Annotated in this window: 12 protein-coding genes; 4 read left to right on the plus strand and 8 right to left on the minus strand. The window is 65.3% G+C overall.

The genetic code is table 11. The features are described 5' to 3' along the window. Positions 1 to 293: 293 nt before the first annotated feature. On the plus strand, positions 294 to 641 hold the full coding sequence (locus tag V9E98_12980; protein MEI2717876.1) for a WhiB family transcriptional regulator: 348 nt from the start codon (positions 294 to 296) through the stop codon (positions 639 to 641). Between the two features lie 27 nt (positions 642 to 668). On the opposite strand, the gene V9E98_12985 is transcribed toward V9E98_12980, so the two are convergent. The 3 genes from V9E98_12985 to V9E98_12995 form a co-directional block, all read right to left on the minus strand. Further along, entirely contained in the window at positions 669 to 1,808 is a 1,140-nt protein-coding gene (locus V9E98_12985) for an ArsA-related P-loop ATPase (GenBank protein MEI2717877.1), read from the minus strand. After that, a complete protein-coding gene (locus tag V9E98_12990; GenBank protein ID MEI2717878.1) occupies positions 1,805 to 2,785 on the minus strand; it encodes an ArsA-related P-loop ATPase in 981 nt (326 codons plus the stop codon). The genes V9E98_12985 and V9E98_12990 overlap by 4 nt, the downstream gene beginning before the upstream one ends. 187 nt (positions 2,786 to 2,972) lie before the next feature. Continuing rightward, positions 2,973 to 3,530, minus strand: coding sequence for a MarR family transcriptional regulator (locus tag V9E98_12995; GenBank protein ID MEI2717879.1), 558 nt, complete (start codon positions 3,528 to 3,530; stop codon positions 2,973 to 2,975). A gap of 158 nt (positions 3,531 to 3,688) precedes the next feature. On the opposite strand from V9E98_12995, the gene V9E98_13000 reads away from it, so the two are divergent. Genes V9E98_13000 through V9E98_13010 form a run of 3 tightly spaced genes read left to right on the plus strand, consistent with a single transcriptional unit; the run spans position 3,689 to position 6,653 of the window. Continuing rightward, positions 3,689 to 4,786 (plus strand): ABC transporter permease, encoded by a 1,098-nt coding sequence (locus V9E98_13000; GenBank protein MEI2717880.1) that lies wholly within the window; start codon positions 3,689 to 3,691, stop codon positions 4,784 to 4,786. Further along, the gene (locus tag V9E98_13005) at positions 4,783 to 5,874 is read left to right on the plus strand and encodes an ABC transporter permease (protein MEI2717881.1); all 1,092 of its coding nucleotides are present in this window, start codon (positions 4,783 to 4,785) and stop codon (positions 5,872 to 5,874) included. Before V9E98_13000 ends, V9E98_13005 begins: the two co-directional genes overlap by 4 nt. After that, on the plus strand, positions 5,871 to 6,653 hold the full coding sequence (locus V9E98_13010) for an ABC transporter ATP-binding protein (protein MEI2717882.1): 783 nt from the start codon (positions 5,871 to 5,873) through the stop codon (positions 6,651 to 6,653). The genes V9E98_13005 and V9E98_13010 overlap by 4 nt, the downstream gene beginning before the upstream one ends. Before the next feature lie 77 nt (positions 6,654 to 6,730). Here V9E98_13010 and V9E98_13015 read toward each other — a convergent pair whose 3' ends face one another. From V9E98_13015 to V9E98_13035, 5 genes are all read right to left on the minus strand, one after another. Further along, a complete protein-coding gene (locus tag V9E98_13015; GenBank protein ID MEI2717883.1) occupies positions 6,731 to 7,363 on the minus strand; it encodes a M23 family metallopeptidase in 633 nt (210 codons plus the stop codon). 187 nt (positions 7,364 to 7,550) lie between these two features. Then, a complete protein-coding gene (locus V9E98_13020) occupies positions 7,551 to 10,241 on the minus strand; it encodes a CDP-glycerol glycerophosphotransferase family protein (GenBank protein MEI2717884.1) in 2,691 nt (896 codons plus the stop codon). Beyond that, positions 10,238 to 10,936 (minus strand): phosphocholine cytidylyltransferase family protein, encoded by a 699-nt coding sequence (locus V9E98_13025; GenBank protein MEI2717885.1) that lies wholly within the window; start codon positions 10,934 to 10,936, stop codon positions 10,238 to 10,240. The genes V9E98_13020 and V9E98_13025 overlap by 4 nt, the downstream gene beginning before the upstream one ends. An 11-nt stretch (positions 10,937 to 10,947) precedes the next feature. Next, positions 10,948 to 12,012, minus strand: coding sequence for a sulfotransferase (locus V9E98_13030; GenBank protein MEI2717886.1), 1,065 nt, complete (start codon positions 12,010 to 12,012; stop codon positions 10,948 to 10,950). A 72-nt stretch (positions 12,013 to 12,084) separates the two neighbouring features. Further along, complete coding sequence (locus tag V9E98_13035) at positions 12,085 to 14,640, minus strand: glycosyltransferase (protein ID MEI2717887.1); 2,556 nt, start codon at positions 14,638 to 14,640, stop codon at positions 12,085 to 12,087. Between the last annotated feature and the right edge of the window lie 76 nt (positions 14,641 to 14,716).

Below are 14,716 nucleotides of genomic sequence, written 5' to 3' on the forward strand. Positions count from 1 at the left end.
CGACTACAGCTCGGTCACAGTGCGTGGCCGCCAGGAGTCGTCGGCTGCCCATCTTTCGCGCCCTGTCGGTGCGTCCAAGGTCGCCCCCGAGGCATTGTCCACATGGTCAAATGGGGTCTAATCACCCGACTCTGCGGATCCAAATAGTCTTAATGGACTACGAGAGTTGGTCCCGATGGACCTGTGAGACTCATCACGCTCTGCGTATCGTCCGCTACATCCCGCGCTGCGGGCTTCGGTTCCGTATCCCACGGGATCGGGCTCCAGCGCCCGGCGGAAGGACCTGGACGGGCATGGTCTGGAGCAATGATTGGGCGTCCCACGCTGCCTGTAATGGGACGGATCCCGACGAGCTGTTCGTGCAGGGGGCCGCGCAGAACCGCGCGAAGCTCATCTGCATGGGGTGCGAGGTGCGCACCGAATGCCTTGCCGATGCGTTGGACAACCGCGTCGAGTTCGGCGTGTGGGGCGGAATGACGGAGCGCGAGCGTCGGGCCCTCCTGCGCCGGCGTCCCGAGGTGACGTCGTGGCGCCGCCTGCTGCAGACCGCCCGCGAAGAGCATCAGCGCGTCGCCGGGATCGACATGGAGCCGCTGGTTCCCCCGCAGTCCGAGCGCGCCTCGCTCGGCAATCTCACCTGACCTGCTGTATCTGACTTCCTGGCCCCCTCACCTGAGCGAGGCCAGCAGCCCTCCGATCTCACGGAGACCCTCGAGGTCGTGCACATCATCGGCGAGTGCCGGCACCACAGCCTGCGGCACCGTCGGATGGGCGGCCGTGAAGCGCTGTGCGATGTGTTGTTGGCGCGCTGCCGTGTGCATCGTGTCCGCATGCAGCCGGAGCAGAGCAGCCGTCGGCTCGTGTACGCCTTCGCGGTCCAACCGCTCCGCACCCACGATCGCCTCTTCGGCCGACAATGCGTGTTCCGGCGCGAGTGTCACGCGATTGAGGACCAACCCCGCCAGCGGCATACGTTCCGTCGTGAGCCGGTCCACGAAGTACGTCGCCTCACGGATCGCATCGGGTTCCGGAGCGGCCACCACCACGAATGACGTGCCGGGCTGCTGCAGGATCCGATAGGTCTCTTCGGCGCGAGCGCGAAAGCCTCCGAAGATGCTGTCCAGCGCTTGGACGAATGTGGACAGGTCGGTGAGTAGTTGGTTGCCGAGGACCTTCTTGATCGCCCCAGATGCCAGTCCGAGACCCGCCCCGAGCACCTTGCCGATTCCCCGTCCCGCGCCTCTGGCTCCACCTCCGAGGATGCGGATGAAACGACCGTCGAGGAACGACCCGAGGCGTTCCGGGGCATCGAGGAAGTCCAGCGCCGATCGGGACGGAGGCGTATCGACCACGATGAGGTCCCAGGTGTTCGACGTTTCCGCGGCGCGGGACAACTGGCCGAGTTTCTCCATGGCCATGTACTCCTGGGTGCCGGCGAAGGAACTCGACAGGGCCTGGTAGAAGGGATTGTTCAGTACCTGCTCAGCGCGGTCGGGATCGGAGTGAGCCTCGACCAGTTCGTCGAAGGTGCGCTTCATGTCGAGCATCATCGCGTCCAGCGAGCCACTGCCCTCGACACCGACCACCGCACGCGGTGTGTTGTCCAGTTCCGTGAGCCCCATCGACTGGGCGAGCCGGCGCGCGGGGTCGATGGTGAGCACCACGACTCGGCGTCCCTGCTCAGCTGCCCGCAGGGCCATCGCTGCTGCTGTTGTGGTCTTGCCGACTCCTCCGGAGCCGCAGCACACGATGATGCGAGATTCCGGGGCCTGAAGCAGGCCGTCGACATCGAAGTGGGCGGCGGTCATCGCGGAGCCCGATCGCTGATCGCGCCTGCCAGTTCGTAGAGGGATCCGAGGTCCACTCCACCGACATCGGGTAGTTCGATGAGAGTCCGGTCGGTGGCGACCAGACGGTCTCGCTCCCGTCGCTGCAGATGGACCCGGACGGCGTGGTCGACTGCCTCCTTGTGTAGGGCCGCGACCAGTCCGCGTTTGCGCTCGGGGATCCCCGCCGCGACCAGCCCTTCGCGGATCTCCTTCGTCGGAACCGGATCGGCGGAGTCCAGAGCCTCATCCGACAGTTCCTCGTGCTGGATCATGTTGACGAACACCGACCCGATGGGCAGTCCGGCCGACTCGAGTTCGGCCAACCCGTCGATGGTCTCCTGGACCGGCATCTCCTCGAGCAAGGTGACCATGTGCACGACCGTTTCGGACGAGCGGATCACGCGCATGACCGAGTCCGCCTGGTTCTTGATAGGACCGACGCGCGTGAGGCTGCTGACCTCGGTGTTGACGTTGAGGAATCGCGTGATGCGCCCGGTCGGAGGAGCATCCATCACGACGGCATCCCACAGGAACTTGTTGTGGCGGTCGCGTCGTCGGACTTGTTCGCCCGTCTTGCCTGTCAGCAGCACATCGCGCAGTCCCGGCGCGATGGTGGTCGCGAAGTCGATGGCGCCCACCTTCTTGAGCGCGATGCCCCCGCGTTTGATGTTGTAGAACATCTGCAGGTACTCCAGGACAGCCGCCTCGGGGTCGATGGCCTGGGCCACGATGTCCCCCCCGCCGCGTGCCACGGCGATCCGGGTCTCGGTATAGGGCAGCGGTGGTACGTCGAACAGTTGGGCGATCCCTTGGCGCCCCTCGACCTCTACGAGCAGAATCCGTCGGCCACCTGCCGCGAGTGCGAGCGCGAGGGCTCCTGCCACGGTGGTCTTGCCGGTGCCCCCCTTGCCGGTGACGACGTGCAGGCGCACGCCGGGCCAGAGTTCGGTCGCCATGATGTCCGAGCGTAGTGTCCCGCGCTGAGCCCTGACCCACCGGTCCTCGGTGTAGCGAGCGTCACCAGTGGGGTGTGATGGCAAGGCGCGGTCGCGAAGGCAGTGTGGGCTACTGGGGAGCGACTGCAACGCCGCCAGGGCACCCCGATGGTGGCGCGCAGTAGCCGAAGGATCGGTGGATCAGGGGTTAGCGGTGCTTGCCGGGCTGGGGTGATCTGGGACGCGTTCCCTCGGCAATGGCGCCCGGCTCGTCGAGAGACACGAACTCCTGACCTCCCAACCGCCGGATCAGGGCGGCGAGGGCGACCCGCAAGGCTCCCGCTTCGGGAAGGTCACGGAGCACCTCTTCGGCCAGATCGTGGCGCGTTGCGGCCCGGAAGGTGGACCGCCCATGCGCCGTGACCGTCACCAGGAAGCGGCGCCGGTCATGCGGGTCGTGCTCGCGGGTGACCATGCCCAGTCGTTGCAGCCGATCCACAGTTCTGCTGATGGTCTGCTCCTCGACCCGGGTGGCCGCCGCGATGTCTCGCTGAGCCAGGGGTGAGCGTTGGACGAGCGCCAGGACACCGAATCCGGCGTGGGTCAGCTCGTGCGGCCGCAACTGATCCGAGATGTCGTGTTCCACCAGGCGGGACGCGGTCACCAGGAGGCGGCTGAGCGCCCACTGCTCGACCGGATCTCGTTCGACCGGGTTCTCTTCGACGGGGTCGGGTTCGACCCGGTTATCGCGCGGCCGGGAGGTCATGGGATCACTGTAAGGACGGATAGTCAGTTTGCGGATTATCAGTAGGCGAATCATTATTGCCACATGCTTGCTCATCCCAGCGTGAAGCCGATCCCTCGGCCGCGCATCTCGGTGGCCCGGATGCAGGACGGCGCGATCCGTCCGGACGGGGAGATCCGATGAACCTGGCTCTGACCGAGATGCGGCGATCCAAGCTCAAGTTCGGGCTGTTGTGTGGTGCCGTGGCGCTTCTCGTCTTCCTCGTCTTGTTCCTCACAACCCTGTCCACCGCGCTGGTGTCCTCGATCACCGGCGCCCTCAGTGGAGTGCGGGGAGAGGTCCTCGTGTACTCGGAATCAGCGCGCGACAATCTGCAAGGGTCACGCCTGGAGCCGACCGTTGTCGACAAGGTGGCCAAAGTCGACGGCGTGGCCGAAGCGGGCAGCATCTCCTTGACCACCACATCAGCGGAACTGAAAGACGGTTCGTCGGATCTGCAACTGTTCGGCATGACCGCGGAAGCACCCGGGGCCCCCACTGGACTGGTCTCCGGGCGGTTGCCGGAGACACGCGATGAGATCGCCATGGACGGTGGGGGTTACTCCATCGGTGACGTCGTGACTCTGTCGGACACCGAGCAAGACCTCGAGGTCGTGGGGCTTCTCAAGGGAGCTCAGTTCAACGCATCTCCGACCGGTTACGTCGACGCCGCCACGTTCGAGAATGTCGTCAGAGCGGCCAACCCGAATGTGCCGTTCGTCCCCATCAACGGCGTGGCCGTGACGGTCGCCCCGGGCGCCGAGCCGAGCGCCGTGGCTGCGGCGGTCGCGGATGAGGTCAGCGGGACGACCGGCTACACCAAGGAAGATGCGGTTTCCAAGATCCCCGGTGTGGGGTCGATCTCCCAGACCTTCGGCATCCTCGTCGGGCTTACCTTCATCATCGGCATCGTGGTGATCGGCTTCTTCTTCCTGATTCTCACCGTGCAGAAGATGCGGGCATTCACGTTGCTCCGGGCCATCGGGTCGTCAACAGCCCAACTGTCCGGTGTGGTGGCAGTCCAGATCACCGCAGTGGTCGTGATCGCCGGCCTCATCGCCGTGCTCCTGACCTACGGGGCGGTGACGGGGCTGAGCACCGGAATCCCGGTCGCGTTGTCGCCGGTCCTGGTCGGCGGCACCCTCCTGGCGGTGCTGGCCTTCTCACTCATCGCCGGGCTGCTCAGTATCCGGCGCATCGCCCGAATCGACCCAGCTACCGCGGCAGGTGCCCGATGATGCTCGCACTCAACGAGATCCGCCGAGGCCGAGGCAGGTTCTTGTCGATCATCGCCGCACTGTCGTTGATCGTGTTCCTCGTTCTCACCCTCGCGGCACTCGGCGACGGCCTGTTCTTCGGATCCACGGGAGCGGTTCGCTCCACGACCGCCACCGCCTACGCATTCGACGAGAAAGCTGAGGGCTCGTTGATTCGCTCGAGCCTCAAGGAGAAACAGGTCGACAAGGTCGCCCAAGAGCCTGGAGTGAGTCAGGCGTCCCCCGTCGGCGTGCTGTTGACCGCGGGCGAGACTCCCGCTGGGGAGGCCGATATCGCCGTCTTCGGCATCGAAGCGGGCGGCGCGGGCAGTCCGTCGACCCTGATCGAGGGGCGCCTGCCGGGTCCCGACGAGGAGAATGCGGCGGCGATAGACAAAGCGCTGGCCGACACGGGTGTGGCTGTGGGCGACACGGTCTCGGTCGGGCCGGTCGACGCCGAAGTCGTAGGCGTCGTGTCCGACACTTCTTATCAGTTGCAGCCGACGGTGTGGACCTCGATCGACACGTGGCGAGAGATGCGAAACGCGGTCCGGCCGGAGTTCACCGGCGTCACCGATGACATCAGCGCGATCGCCATCGTGGGTGAACCCGGGCAGGCCCCGACCATCGCCGGACTGTCGGTGCTCACCGCCGATCAGACCGGGCTGAGCATCCCCGGTGTGGAACAGCAGAAGTCGACCCTCAATACGATCATCTACACGGCCCTGGCGGTCGCAGCCCTGGTGGTCGCACTGTTCTTCGCGCTCGTCGTGCTCGAGAAACGTGAGTTGTTCGCCGCCCTCAAAGCGCTCGGAACCCCGACCCGCAAACTGGGGTTCGGAGTCGTCGTTCAGGCCGTGATCGCTTCGGTCATCGGAATCGTGATCGGCGCGTTGGCTTCGCGCGGACTCGGGCTCATCGTGCCCGAAGAAGTTCCGACCCTTTTCCGCAACGACACCTTGGTGACCATCGCCATCTTCACCGTGGTGGCCGGGGTACTGGGGGCAGCGTTCTCCCTGCGCCGGATCGCCAAGATAGACCCAGCCACTGCCATCGGAGGAGCACTGTGAGCCCCATCGACGATTTCGTCCCCCCGCACCCGGATGATCCCGGTATGGACCCGGCGATCGACGCCGTCGCGCACGACAACGCCATCTTGTCCGTGCGTGATGTGAGCAAGGTTTATCGCTCGGGCGACACAGAGGTCCATGCGGTCGCGAACGCGACCATGGCCGTCGACGAAGGTGAGTTCGTCTCCCTTCTGGGCCCGTCTGGTTCGGGCAAGACCACCCTGATCTCCATGATCGGAGGACTGCTGTCCTCCTCCTCCGGATCCATCCGGGTGGGGGGCGTCGACGTCGGTTCACTCGGCAAACGCGATCTCACCCGGTTCCGGGCCGAACGTGTCGGGTTCGTGTTCCAGTCGGCCAACCTGGTGCCGTTCCTCACGGCAAAGGAGAATCTGCTGTACGTCGCCACCCTGCAGAAGCGGATCACTCGTAGCGAGGCCCATCAGCGGGCCGATCAACTGCTCGAGGAACTGGGTCTGGCGGCCCGCGCGAAGAACGTCCCCGAGCAACTGTCAGGCGGAGAACGCCAACGGGTGGCCATCGGACGGGCACTCATGAACGATCCGGATCTGATCCTGGTGGACGAGCCCACCGCAGCGCTGGACACGAAGCTGGGGCGTCAGGTCGTCGAACTACTGGCTCGCGAGGTCAAACAACGCGGCAAGACCGGGATCATGGTCACCCACGACCTGCGAATGGTCGAGTACACGGACCGGGTGTTCGAGATCCTCGATGGCCATCTCACGCATGTCGAGCAGCCGGCGGCGCTGCAACACTGACGAAGGCGACGCCCCGCTACGCGCAAGACCCGGGCATCAGGTCCAAGGTTGCTACGGGGCGCCGCCGTTGGTGTTGGTCAGCGCAAGCGGTCGAGGAGGTTCGCTCGTTTCTGCAGTTGGGCTTTGCCCACACCCAAGAACTTGGTGGGGTCGAAGGCGCGGTCCTTGTCCGTGCGGACCTCGAAGTGCAGATGGGGTCCGGTCGAGTATCCGGTGGAGCCAACGCGGCCGATCATCTCGCCCGCGGCGACCTGCTTGCCCTTCTTGACCAGGATTCTCGACTGGTGCGCATACAGCAGCCGTTTGCCGGTCGGTGTCTTGATGATCACGAGGTTGCCGTAACCGTAGTAGGAACGCGCCATGGCGACGGTGCCATCAGTCACTGAGTAGATCGGGGTTCCGGTGCGGGCGGACAGGTCCAGGCCCTTGTGATTGCGGCCGGCGTGCGGGCCACTGGAATGGCCCCACCCGGCGCCGACGTCGAAGTTGCGCAGGGGAAGTTTGCGATCACCCGGCAAAGTGTTGGCGCGGCGGATCATCTCGCGTCGACGGGCCTCTTTGGCGGCCTTCGAAGAGGCTGTCGCGGCGGTCGTTGATTGCCCGGAGTCGGCGGCAGGGGTGCCGGGTGCGGCGTTAGCGCTTCCAGCCAACCCCACGGCCAGGACGCCGGCTGCCGTCGCTGCGGCGATGGTGCTGGATGTCGTTGACATGTGGTGGTCTCTCCTCCTGCCGCACGGTGCGGCGATGGGGGCCGCTCGGTGCGGCGATGGGGGAGGGTGTGCCCGAGGAAATTTCATTGAACCTTCATCATCTGTGAGCAAGGTCATGAAATCGTGGCTGAAGTGGCACGTGACACACGGAATCCGTGGTGGCAGTGAGGTGGCTCACCAGATTCCGTCAGAATCCGAGCTCATCCAACAGGTCATCGGTCGACAGCCGGGCATCCAACGGTGCGACGAATTCGGCGAACGGTCGACTCGATCGGGCCGAATCCGATGGCCCCGATCCCGAGCGGGTTGCGACCAGCGCCGCGACAAGATCGGAGTCCGTGCGCACCAACGGTCCGGCGCTTCGTTCCGACAGGCTGAAATAGGTCGTCGGACTGACGTCTTCCACGAACTGTTGGTCCGGAACGTAGTGCACGACCGGGCGCCCGCTCAGCGCGTAGTCCGAGATCACCGAGGCGTAGTCGGACACGAGGACATCCGCCATGAGCAAGTAGTCCGTGACATCCACTCTGGAGCTCGCCCCGGTGGCGAACCAGCGCAGGTCATCGGGGATGGAGCCGGAGCGGCGCCCAGTGGCGTCATCGTCGTGTTCGCGGTGGAACCAGAACCATTCGGGTCCCAGTTGTCTCGCGATGCTGCGCAGGTCCGGGGTTCGGAAGTCAGGGGAAACATCGCCCGGGCGCAGCGCCGGTGAGAAGAACACCACCGTGCGGTCGTCCACTCCCCAGGAGCGACGCAACTCGGCCCGCCGACGGGTAGCCCCGGGGGCGATCAGGGGATCGGTGCGCGGAGCGCCGATGTCGAGGAAGGGCAACTCGTCTTGGGGGACGCTGCCCAGGAGGCAGTCGGCGAAGTAGTCACCCGATGAGGCGACGAGCGCCCAGGTGGGTCGACCCTTCTTCTCCGGCAGCCGCATCACAGGCGACCCGTGCCACAACTGGACGAAGCGACGACCTTTGCGCCCGTGGAAGATCAAGTAGCCGTTGTCGATCCACAACTGGGACTCGGCCATCGCGTTCAGGTACTTGATCGACAGGCGGGGGAGCGGGGTCGCGTAGTCGGGGACGTCCAACAGCGACCAGTCCGAACACGACCAGTATTGACGCGCCTTGCGCTTGCGTTCGTGCAGGCGCCGGGACACTGCCAGGGGCCCGTCGGCGATGCGGCGGCCGGCGAACGACTCGAAGAACACCGTCCCGGGTTGCGGCTCCGCCCCCAACTCTCGCAGGTAAATGCGTGCGTCCGACAGGGACAGGACTTCGGTGAGGTCCCTTCCCGGAGTACTCGGCCTCGGGGTCGGCGACTCCTGCGGCTCACGTATCAGCCGCACCTCCGACTCGTCGATGTGCGCCCTCCAGGGCCAACCCGTTCCAGTGACGTCGCCTTCATCAGCTCCTGGATGCACGGTGACCGACCATTGCCCCGGAGTGCCGCGCTGGAACTGGGCGATGAGTTGGATCGGCCCCGGGGTGGTTCCGAAGTTCTTGTCCAGGTCACGCAGGGAAACGTCGCCGCGCCACTGTGGGGTCTCGGAGTTGCGCACCCGCCGCAACTTGACGAACAGGCGCGTGCCGAGGCCGGCGTCCATCAGGACCAGTCGGCTGTCTTTGGTCCGGTCTCGATCCAGTGGGGCGTACGAAGCGACCGACAGCAGGAAACGGAACCCGCTGCGAGTGGTGGTCACGCTCAAGTCGCTGCGGTTGGCGCGGAAGCGCGTGGGGATGGAGGGAAGACGGGCGAAGGAGACGTCGAACACGGGGTCCGCCTGCTTCGGCAACCATGGTGGCACGACGTAGAGCCGGTCCCCCTCACTGATCCGTGCCCAGGTGGCGGTGATCCGGTTGAAGGGCGAGCTGGTGACCTGCTCGGCGTCGTCGAGCCGATCCGCCAACAGGCAGTTGAGCATCAGTCGCTTGTTCAGCGGCAGACCTTCGATGGATTCCGGGGGGAATGTCTCGACGTATGCCCGGGTCCGCTCCACCAGCGCCCTGCGGTACTCGGATGTGGCGTCCGCGAGATCGCGGACATGGATGCTCAGGTCGTGCGTCAGGAACTTGCGCTGCTTGAGGATGAGCAGGTCGGATCGATCCTGCGACCGCAGGAACTCGTCGATCCGCTCGTTGGCGGTGAATCGGTCGGACAAGTTCTCCACCGACGCCTTGCGTTGCGTCACTGACGGCCGACCAGATGGCCAATGGCGCCAATCGAGGACGAAGTGCGACGTGATCGCCACGGTGCCTGCCCGAGCGAAGTACTCGAGGGTGAAGACCTGGTCCTGGTAGAAGATGTCTTCGGGGAACGACAGCCCGTTGCGCCGCACGAACTCGGTGTTGAACAATTTGCCGCCGCCGGTCGTGTCGCGGATCAGCTCCGGCAACTGGTCGACATGAGTGATCACGCGGGATCGCAGCGAGACGCTGGGCATCCACCGGGTTGTCTCGCCGGTGTCCATGTTGACGCGGTTCAGGCTGCCGATCACGATGTCGGCGCCGTATTCAGTGGCGGTGCGCAGCATCGTGGCGCACGCTTTGGGGCGCAGCAGGTCGTCGCTGGCGAAGACGGTGACCCAAGGGGCACGCGCCGCGCTCATGCCCGCATTTATCGGACGCCCGGGCTTGCCGTCGTTGTCCGGCAACGCGATGACGCGGATCCGGGCATCGACGTCGGCCGCCGCCCGAGCGACAGCGACAGAGCCGTCCGTGCTGCCGTGGTCGACGATGACGATCTCGATGTCCTCGAGAGTCTGATCCCTGGCCGACGCGATGGCTTCAGGGAGCCGCTCAGCGTCGTTGAAACAGATCAGGACAACAGTGACCTGCGGTTCCCCCGCCGCCCCGATCTCGTCGGGGTCCTCCGTCATCCCCCTGCACCGATCCGATTGGCGCGTTCGAGGTCATCCTCGAAGTCGACCTCGACAGCGAACAGATCGCTGATGTCCACCGGCTCCACCTGCATGCCGGACTCCGCGATGGCGACCTCGATTCCCCGCTCGAAATAGTCGTTGTCCGCCACCGCCGCCAGCGCTTCGATCAGGACTGGCTTGTCCGCGGCGCTGACGAAGTTGATGCCGACGGCCTCACCCAGGGCGTCGGGCACCGTCTTGGACAGTTGGTCGATGAACCCAGTTCCGTCGACGGTGTACTTGACCTCCTCTTCGCCGACCGCGGCGGTGTTGACGCAGACGAAGCTCTGTTCGGCGTCGATACGATCCTGGATGCGTAGCAGGATGCGCTCGTCGAATACGACGTCGCCGTTCAGCCACAGGACCCCCGAGTCGTCGGACAGCCGCAAGGCCTTCAGCAGGCTCTTGGACGTGTTGGTCTGGTCGTACAACTCGTTGTAGGCGTAGGCCACGTCGGGAAAGGCCTCCATGATGAGGTCCCGCTTGAATCCGACGACGATCATGATGCGAACCCCGGGGAACGCATGCAGCAGTTTGCTCACCTGCTGGTTCATGATCGATTGGCCGTCGGCCAGTTCGGTCAACGGCTTGGGAAACGGTCGGCCGAGCCTGGTTCCCATGCCCGCCGCCAGGATCACCGCTTGTCTTGCCACAAGTCCTCCGCTCACATGTCCGGGTTGATGGCGCGCGCGGCGCGCCGGCGTACCCGCGCGATCGGGGAGGTCGAGTTGGCCCGGGGCGGCAATCCCGCCTCCACTTCCTTGCGATAGGCAGGACGGACCCGGCCCCCGGACATCCCCGCGGTGTAGGCCTTGCGCAACTCCTCGGCCATCGAGTCCACCGTGTACAGCCGGTTCTCGAAGGTGGCGTTGATGTTCACCCGACGCACCGGCTGGGCGTCGTTGTAGCGATCGAGCAGACCGGCGCCCGTGACCCCCACCAAGCCCGTGCCCGGCAGTCCGAGGGGTCCAGTGGGCAGCGGGTCGGCCGCGGTGTACCCGAAGATGCGGGCTTGGGAGTCGGCTCGTTTGACCAGCCGCTGCAACTGTTTGTCGGTGACCGCGCTACGCCATTTCGACATGCGCGCGGTGTCGACGGGATCGCTGGACTTGGTGCCACCCTCGGCGACACCTCCGCCCTGGACCTCGTGGTGGGCCATGACTTCGTCCTTCCATGGCTCCTGCAAGAAGTCCAGCACCTCGCGCAGCACCGGTTCGGTGTCCGTCACGAGGTCCTCGTAGCGGATCAGGTGGAACCGGTCCCCGAGTTTGATGCCGGCATCGACCATGTTCTGGTTGCTGTGGGTCCAGTGTTCGACACCCTTGTTCCAATCCCACTTGAAACGCCCGACGCTGTTGGCCACAGCACCGGGGTGCCGCACTGTCGCGATGAACTGGGCATCGGGGAACACGCGGGCCGCGAGGTCCATGTGGTGGACGTGATACGGCGTCTTGTCACCCCATCGGGTCGCCCCGCGCTTCGCCGCAGCCTGGCTGAAGATGTCGTCGTAGAAAGTCCGGCAGGACTCGTCGAGTTCCGCCTCCGTCATCCCGATCCGCGACAGCCACTCGCCCCCGAACTTCCAAAACGGGATGTAGTACTGGGCCATCACCGCCCGCAGGAACCCCGTCTCCTGGGCGATCATGATGTTGGGGTGGCTGTCCAGCATCAGTCGCAGAAGAGTCGTCCCCGACCCCATCGAACCGATGACGAAGATCGGCCTTTCCATGTCTCACACCATCCTCATCGAGCGGGGCGGCTCACCCGCGGCGCCGCTCAGTGTATGCGTCGTGTCCTGTCGTCAGCGGGCGGCGGCGGCCCGGGGCCCGCTGACCCCGATGGCGTCGTAGAACTGCCGCATGGCGTCGGCGTTGTACAACTCGGGGTCGAAGGTCGGAGGCGGAATCCGACCACCGAGGAACTCGCGCAGCCCTTGTTCGACGCCGTCGACGGTTCGGGGCACGATGATGCCGCATCCCGGGGGGATGGCTCCGCGCACGCTGGAGAACTCGGTCGCGATCACCGGCAGTCCGAGTGTCAGAGCCTCGAGGATGACCATCGGCTGACCCTCATGGTCGCTGGGCAGGACGAAACAGTCGCAGCGGGACATGGGCCGATACGGATTGGTCTGGAACCCGGCAAGCTCCACGCTGTCGGACAATGACAACTCGTCGATGACCGACTTGAGATGCTCCTCCAGCGGCCCGCCGCCCAACAGGATCAGCCGGGTCCGGGGGTGGTCGGCGTGGACCTTGGCGAAGGCCCGGATCAAGCGTTCGTGGTTCTTCTCGGTGGACAGTCGGCCGGCTGTCACGAAAGTCGTGACCCCCGGTGCATCGGACCACGTCCAGTCGTTGCTGCCGTCGGTCAGGCCGTCGGCCACCTCACCCAGGTCGCCGACCTCGTCGACGGTGGCATCGGAACGTTTGGGGGGGCGGTAGTCCTGGTCCTCGGACTGCACCGCCATGTCGCGAATGCGTTGGTAGTCGATCGTGTTGGCCGCGAAGGTGAACGAATCCTGAGGTGCGTAACTGGCCAATGTCCGGGAGTTGACCTTGGCGAGTTCGGCGGACACCGACACGAGGTGATCGAAGAACCGGTACGTCGTGAAGACGCTGTGCAACTTCTTGAACAGGTGCTGCTTGCCGTGGACTTCCCGTCGGGCGTCGGCGTACATGTCGTTGTGCAGCCAGATGCTCTTGTTCGGCGCCTTGCCCTGCAACAAGATGAAGTCCCACAACGGTCCATAGCCGCTGAAGTCGATGATGTAGTCGAACTCCGCATCTCCGAAACAGCGAATCCATTCGTCGTGGAAGAGCCCGACGATCGGGAGGGATTCGGCGTCGCGCACGGACTCCGGCAACCCGTTGCGGGCGATCTGCTCGCGGCGCAGGTGGCGGAACTTCGAGCCATTCATGCCACCGATGCGCGGCAGATGGCGAACTCGCGGATCGACAGCCGCGATATTGGCGGCCTGATCGCCCCTGCCCGTGAACGTGTAGAACACGGACACGTCGAATCGATCGTGGTCGAGGTTGGACAGTAGATTCAGTGCCGAGGTCGTGATGCCATTGGACTTCATCGAACCCAGGTAGATCAGCATGCGCTCCCGGCTGTCCCGGGACATGTCGACGAGAACCTCGCTGTCGTGCCGGCTGAACACGACGTCGATCAAGCGGCGCGTCGCACCACCGTCGTCGAGCGGCGCGTAGGTGGCGCGCCACTCCCGCCGCAGTGCGATGGAGTCGTCGGGAAGGTCGGCCGCCAGGTCGGTACACAATCGGGTCAGGTCGTCCAGAGTCACGGCCTTGCGCCCCGGCAGCCTTTGCGGAGGTTCGTACAGTCCCCGGGACTCGGAGTAGTCGGCCAGGTCGGGCAGGTAGAACAAGATCGGTCGGTCGAGGCTCAAGTAGTCGAAGAAGATGCTGGAGTAGTCGGTGACCAAGGCGTCCGCGGCCGCCAGGACGAGGTTCGTCGGGATGTCGTTGTCGACCAGAACCCCAGCCAGGTTGCCGGACTCACGGGCAGCGTCGTAGACGACCTGGTGCACCTTGGCGAGGACCACCCAATCGGGTCCGAGGCCGGACCGCAGCGAGCGCACCACCTCGGCGACCTCCGCCGAGGTGTCCGAGGGCCGGTAGAACGACTCGCCCTTCCACGTCGGCGCGTAGAGCATGACCTTCTTGCCGCGGACGGGAAGCCCTGTGTCCGCCAGGGCGGCGATGGCCGCCTCGCCCGCTCCCACCGCCAACTGCCGATCAGTGCGCGGCTGGCCGGCCTCGACCACCCGGCCGCGGAAGATGTTGCGCAGGCGGTAGTCGATCGCGTACATCTGCTCGGTCATGAAGGGCCCGGAACTGACGAGATAGTCCGCCGCGAGGAAGTTGCGAATGATGTTGCGGGTCCCGGTGGCGCCGTTGGGCATCCCGTAGCCCATCTTCTTCAGCGGTGTTCCGTGCCATGTGTTGATGTACACCTGCCCGGGCCGCTTGCTGAACGGAGGTGGGAAGGTCGCGTTGTTGACGAGGTAGCCCGCGGTGGCCAGGTGGCGGTAGTAGGTGGTGGATCGGTGCCGGACGAACTTCACGCGTGAGTTCCCCGAGAACTCGGAGGTCACCCGCGGATGTGCGGTCGGATCGTCGAGAACCCACACATGAGTAAGGTGCGCGAACGCCGGATCGGCGATGAGTTCGCGGAAGATCGCCTCCGGATTGCACAGCATGCCGTTGCCACCGAAGGATTCATAAAGCACGGTATTGGTCCGCACCGGGGTGCGCCGCCAGGCAGCGTGAACCTCGAATGGGAGCGCTCTCTTGAGTCGGCGGGCGGTGCGCCGAACCTTCGCGACGGGATGCACGCCACCTCCAGGCACTGAGACTGAAGCAGGATACCCACGGCCCTGCACGACAAACGCTCGGCGCGCGGGCCCGGTT

Source organism: Candidatus Nanopelagicales bacterium (genome assembly GCA_037045355.1).
In the GTDB taxonomy this organism is placed as follows: domain Bacteria; phylum Actinomycetota; class Actinomycetes; order S36-B12.

What these genes read in the sequence shown, in the direction of transcription:
- V9E98_13030 (MEI2717886.1), bottom strand. Translation starts at nt 12,012, where the DNA reads ATGGAAAGGCCGATCTTCGTCATCGGTTCGATGGGGTCGGGGACGACT.
- V9E98_13015 (MEI2717883.1), bottom strand. Translation starts at nt 7,363, where the DNA reads ATGTCAACGACATCCAGCACCATCGCCGCAGCGACGGCAGCCGGCGTC.
- V9E98_12980 (MEI2717876.1), top strand. Translation starts at nt 294, where the DNA reads ATGGTCTGGAGCAATGATTGGGCGTCCCACGCTGCCTGTAATGGGACG.
- V9E98_12985 (MEI2717877.1), bottom strand. Translation starts at nt 1,808, where the DNA reads ATGACCGCCGCCCACTTCGATGTCGACGGCCTGCTTCAGGCCCCGGAA.
- V9E98_13005 (MEI2717881.1), top strand. Translation starts at nt 4,783, where the DNA reads ATGATGCTCGCACTCAACGAGATCCGCCGAGGCCGAGGCAGGTTCTTG.
- V9E98_12995 (MEI2717879.1), bottom strand. Translation starts at nt 3,530, where the DNA reads ATGACCTCCCGGCCGCGCGATAACCGGGTCGAACCCGACCCCGTCGAA.
- V9E98_13020 (MEI2717884.1), bottom strand. Translation starts at nt 10,241, where the DNA reads ATGACGGAGGACCCCGACGAGATCGGGGCGGCGGGGGAACCGCAGGTC.
- V9E98_12990 (MEI2717878.1), bottom strand. Translation starts at nt 2,785, where the DNA reads ATGGCGACCGAACTCTGGCCCGGCGTGCGCCTGCACGTCGTCACCGGC.
- V9E98_13000 (MEI2717880.1), top strand. Translation starts at nt 3,689, where the DNA reads ATGAACCTGGCTCTGACCGAGATGCGGCGATCCAAGCTCAAGTTCGGG.